The sequence below is a fragment of the Streptomyces sp. 378 genome, from assembly GCF_030124145.1.
GTDB lineage: Bacteria > Actinomycetota > Actinomycetes > Streptomycetales > Streptomycetaceae > Streptomyces.
The window spans coordinates 1-4,292 of sequence record NZ_JASKMS010000072.1; the positions used below are offsets into that span (position 1 = coordinate 1).

The window sequence follows — 4,292 nt, forward strand, 5'->3', positions numbered from 1 at the left end:
TTCTATTGATCATCGTCATCGATGGGTTCGGGCTCGCGGGTGTAGGCGAAGTCGAGGACGTAGCGTTCGGTGACGGGGCAGTTGTTCCAGGCTTCGGTGAGCTGGTCTTCCGGGGAGTCGTCGGTGAGCTGGTCGAGGGTGGTGTCGTAGTAGTCGGCTGCTGCTTGGCGGTTCTGCCACCAGGCGTGGCCTTCGTAGACGCCGGGGCGGGGCAGGGTGATCTCGCCGGCGGGTCCGCGGTCGAGTTGACCGATGACCAGGATGCCTGTTTCGGATTCCAGGCTGACGTCGGTGTGACCTTCGGCCTCGGCAGGCGGGGCGGGTGGTGTGTCCCAGATGCGGATCGTCATCTGGACTTTCATGTCGGGTTGCAGGCTGAGGAGGTACAGGTGGTAGCCGTTGCCGGCCACCACCTGTGTCTCCGCGGCGTCCATGGCTGCTTCGTCGCCGAGGTAGGCGTCCGCGTCGTAGACCTCCAGCACGCGGCGGCCGGGGGTGGCGGTGACGTTGTGTTCGGCGAGAAGCGCCATGGTCAGTGGTGTCTCCCTGCTAGTTGGTGATCTTCACGTAGAAGGGGTCGCCGTCCAGGATGCGGTTGAGGGTGTACATCTCGTTGAGTCGCTCTCCGCCCTTGCGGTTGTCCTTACCGTCGATCAGTCGGACGGAGAAGCGGTTGTCGCCCTTGGTGGACCCTTCCTTGGTCGAGGCGAAGGGGTACTCGTCGCACTCCAGGCCGCTGCCGGCGTAGTCGCCCCAGACCTTCTTGCATTCCTTGATGGACTGCTTGCGATTGTCGTCGATCTTCTTCGGATCGCCGACTCGGCGCAGGGGTTCCTTCGATCCCGGGACGCTCTTACCGGGCCACGAGGGGAAGGTGCGCTCGGGGCGGTTCAAAGCGTCGTAAATGTGCACGGCGCTTTCGTTGACCGCCGGGTCCCTCTGACTCATCACGAGTTCCACACGGGCCTTGGTGAAGACGGTGCCCTTGTGCTTGCCCGCGACCGGTCCGGCGTAGTCGTAGCGGACGCTCGAGTTGTAGACGTTGCTTCCCCCCGTGAAGGGGGCGGAGTTGGGGGAACTGGCGCTGACGTCCATCGCGACGGTCAAGAAGACGCGCTGCTGGTTGCCCTGGTCGAACAAGGCACCCTTGTCCGGGGAGGTGTAGGTGAGGTTCCAGTGGGGCTGGGTGTCCCACACGCCGAGCAGTCCGTCACGGTTCACGGTCTGCGGCGCGGTCACCTGAGGGTCCGCATCGCTGCTGGAGGCGTTGACACTGTGGTGGAAGTGCTGGCCGATCCGCCACTTCTTGGCATCTTCGGTGGGTATCGGCTGAACGCGTATATTCTCGATGCTGGAGACATAGTCGACGCGCCGGCTGCCGTCGTAGGCGAAGCCGAGGACCCATTGGTCGAACCAGAGGCGACCGAGCGTGGTGGTGCCCCTGACGTCCCGCAGGACCAGGTCGAAGGGACGCTTCTGGCAGCTCTCGAAGCGGGACTTGAGCCAGCCGGTGGCGGTTTTGGCCTGCGCCGCGTGGTTGGCGCACTGCTGGCGCAGATCCTGTTGGTCGCCGGGAGCCGGGTCGGCCGCTGCCCGCGGCGCCGCAGACTTCGAGTTGTGGGATCGGGCGTATTCGGCGTACGGGATGGGTTGGTCGAGGCCGCGCAGTTCGTCGGCGGGAAGCGAGGCGGCGTCGACGAACACCGTGCCCTCGGGGGCCGGGTCGTTCGTGGTCGCCGCGGCGTGGGTGGCTGTGCTGGTGGCCGCGGTGAGTAGGGTCAGGGCCGCCGTGGTGGCGGTGGCGCGGGCGAGACGTATGAGTGCGGTGCGTATGTTCACCAGTGGACTCCTTGCGGGCGTGCGGAAGCGGCGGGGTATCTGCGGCACGTGGGGATCACGAGGCATCGCAGAGGTCGCCCCAGCACGCCTCCAGCAGTGCGCCGGTGTGTGCGGAGTAGCGGGCGGTGAAGCCGTCGAAGCGGCGGTCGGTGCGCTGCAGTCCGGGGGTGGAGTTGGTGGAGGTCACCGTCCAGGCGGCGTCGCCGCTGATGTCGACCTCGTGCGGGTGGGACCTTAGCGCGGCGGGTGAGGTGGGCGGCTGGACGGCGAGGGCGTCACTTGGGACATCGAAGGCGGCTGCGGCCCGGGCCCGGATGTCGGCGGCCGATACGTCAGCGTCGGCTGCGGCGTCCTCCGATGGCCCACCGGACGGCAGGGCGGCGGCGTTGCAGACCCGTACGGTTGCCACGCACTCCGACAGGCCGGGCACGGTGGCCAGGCAGTTGTCGGGGTCGTTCTCCAGGCAGGCTTGCAGAGCCTGCTGGTCCACGCCGTTGAACGTGGCGGGCAGGCCGGCCGTGGCAGCGTCCCGGCTGTGCGTCGGGGCAGTAGGCCCGGAGGCCGCGGCGGCCTGCCGGCGCGGCTTGCTCACCGTCCACTGGGTGAACTTGCTGTTGTCGGTCAGCTTGGTGGTGAAGCAGTCCGGCGGCTTATGGGTCGTGCTGCAGACGGGGAGCGTGACGGACTTGGCCACGTTGGCCGTCGCCACCTGCTGCCACACCTTGTTCCCGGTCATGAACTGCATGCGGTTCGCGATCGAGGGGACGTTGATGTACTTCGGTCCCATCACCTCGAGACCGACGTCGATGCGGTTGGTGTTGCCGCCCAGCACCTTGAGCTGTTTGGTGGTGGAGCCGACCTTGTTGAAGTCGTAGAGCACGTCCCACTGGTTGCCGCTGTCCTGGCGGACGGTCATGTAGGTGTGGTTGCGCTTGTCGGGCTTGGTCGGGTTGACCCCGGCCTTGATGGCTGTCGTGCGACCACCGCTGGTGGTCAGCTCCGACCAGCGCGGCCCGTAGGTGTGGGTGGTCTTCCCCGTCTTCTCCGCGTACAGGCCGATCTCGATGTTGGGAGCCAGCGGACCGCTCGACGTGTTCGGGCTGACGCGCATGTAGTTGGCCACCTGCACGGTCGCAGACCCGGTGTCGACCTGATCGAAGGTGATCGGTATGTTGCGCCAGGTGGCGAAGCCGCCGATCATCGGCTCGCCCGGCTGACTGCACGTCATCGCCCAGAAGGTGATCCGGGCGTTGTAGAGGCCGGTGCAGGCTTCCTTGGGTGCGGCGGCACTCGCGGACGGGACGGTGCCGAGGATAGTGAGTGCGGTGACCCCGGTGCATGCCGAGGCCAAGAATCTCGCGCGCGAACGCGACAAAGTTCCCCCTAGGAACGATCAAGAGTGGTCACAGGGGAACCTACAGTCACACCTCTCCCAACCTGTCCGCTAATAAGCTGAGTTGACTAAATTTCGACGCGTGATCCGCGTCACGCCAATCACAGCGAACACAGATAGCTTTAGACGGTGTCCTATGTGGTGATCACTCGTTGGGCCCTGTATGGGGCGGGGTACGTGGAGTTGGATTGTTCCGGACGGGCTGTGGGAGATCGCGAAGCCGCTGATCCCACAGTCGAAAGTGCGGCCGCAGGGCGGCGGCACACAACACACGCCTGATGAGACGCTGTTCGCGGCGATCATCTACGTGCTGGTCAGCGGGTGTGCCTGGCGAGCTTTGCCTCCGTGTTTCGGCATATCGAAGTCGACGGCTCATCGCCGGTTCATGATCTGGTCCAGAGCCGGTGTCTGGGGACGGCTCCACGAAGCTGTCCTGCACCGACTCGACGACGCGGGCCTCATCGACGTCTCCCGCGTCGTCCTCGACTCCGCGCACGTGCGCGCTAAAAAGGGGGCGAACACACAGGTCCGAGCCCCGTGGACCGGGGCCAGCCGGGTTCCAAGATGCACGTCCTGTCGGACGCGAACGGACTGCCCCTGGTCGTCGGCGTCTCCGCCGCCAACGTCCACGACAGCGAAGGGCTGAAGCCGATGGTGGCCGGTCACCAAACGAGACACGACCCCCAGCGCGGCCGTCACTTCAAGCCCCAACGGCTCCATGCAGACAAGGCATACGATGTGCCTCAGCTGCGGAAATGGTTACGCGGCAAGCGCATCGGCGTGCGCATCGCCCGCAAAGGCATCGAGTCCAGCGAACGATTGGGCCGCCGCCGGTGGGTCATCGAGCGGACCATCTTCTGGCTGTCCGGCTACCGTCGGCTCAGCCCCCGCTACGAACGAAATCCCCGCAACTACCTGGCCTTTCTCGGTCTCGCCGCCGCCCTGTGCTGCTACAAGCGACTCCTCCGCCTCACCACATAGGACACCGTCTACTGAGGTTGAACTCGTGATGTCGCTGGGTTGATCAGGCAGGTCTGATGGTCAGGCCGGTCTCGGTGAG

At 65.8% G+C, this 4,292-nt stretch carries 4 protein-coding genes; 1 reads left to right on the forward strand and 3 read right to left on the reverse strand.

The annotated features are described in order from the left end of the window. Positions 1-2: 2 nt before the first annotated feature. The 3 genes from QNO09_RS39430 to QNO09_RS39440 are packed head-to-tail and all read right to left on the reverse strand — an operon-like array spanning position 3 to position 3,067. The gene (locus tag QNO09_RS39430) at positions 3-530 is read right to left on the reverse strand and encodes a hypothetical protein (RefSeq protein ID WP_283975035.1); all 528 of its coding nucleotides are present in this window, start codon (positions 528-530) and stop codon (positions 3-5) included. A gap of 19 nt (positions 531-549) precedes the next feature. Further along, positions 550-1,839 carry a NucA/NucB deoxyribonuclease domain-containing protein gene (locus QNO09_RS39435; RefSeq protein ID WP_283975036.1) on the reverse strand — a complete coding sequence of 430 codons (1,290 nt, stop codon included), beginning with the start codon at positions 1,837-1,839 and terminating at the stop codon, positions 550-552. 55 nt (positions 1,840-1,894) lie between these two features. Then, positions 1,895-3,067, reverse strand: coding sequence for a hypothetical protein (locus tag QNO09_RS39440; protein WP_283975037.1), 1,173 nt, complete (start codon positions 3,065-3,067; stop codon positions 1,895-1,897). Positions 3,068-3,395: 328 nt separating this feature from the next. Between QNO09_RS39440 and QNO09_RS39445 the strand changes: the two genes are divergently transcribed. Further along, positions 3,396-4,213 (forward strand): IS5 family transposase gene (locus tag QNO09_RS39445; protein ID WP_283975038.1). Its coding sequence is split into 2 segments (ribosomal slippage): positions 3,396-3,738 and positions 3,738-4,213, totalling 819 coding nucleotides; the frame shifts between segments, so codons are not numbered across the junction. Positions 4,214-4,292 lie beyond the last annotated feature (79 nt).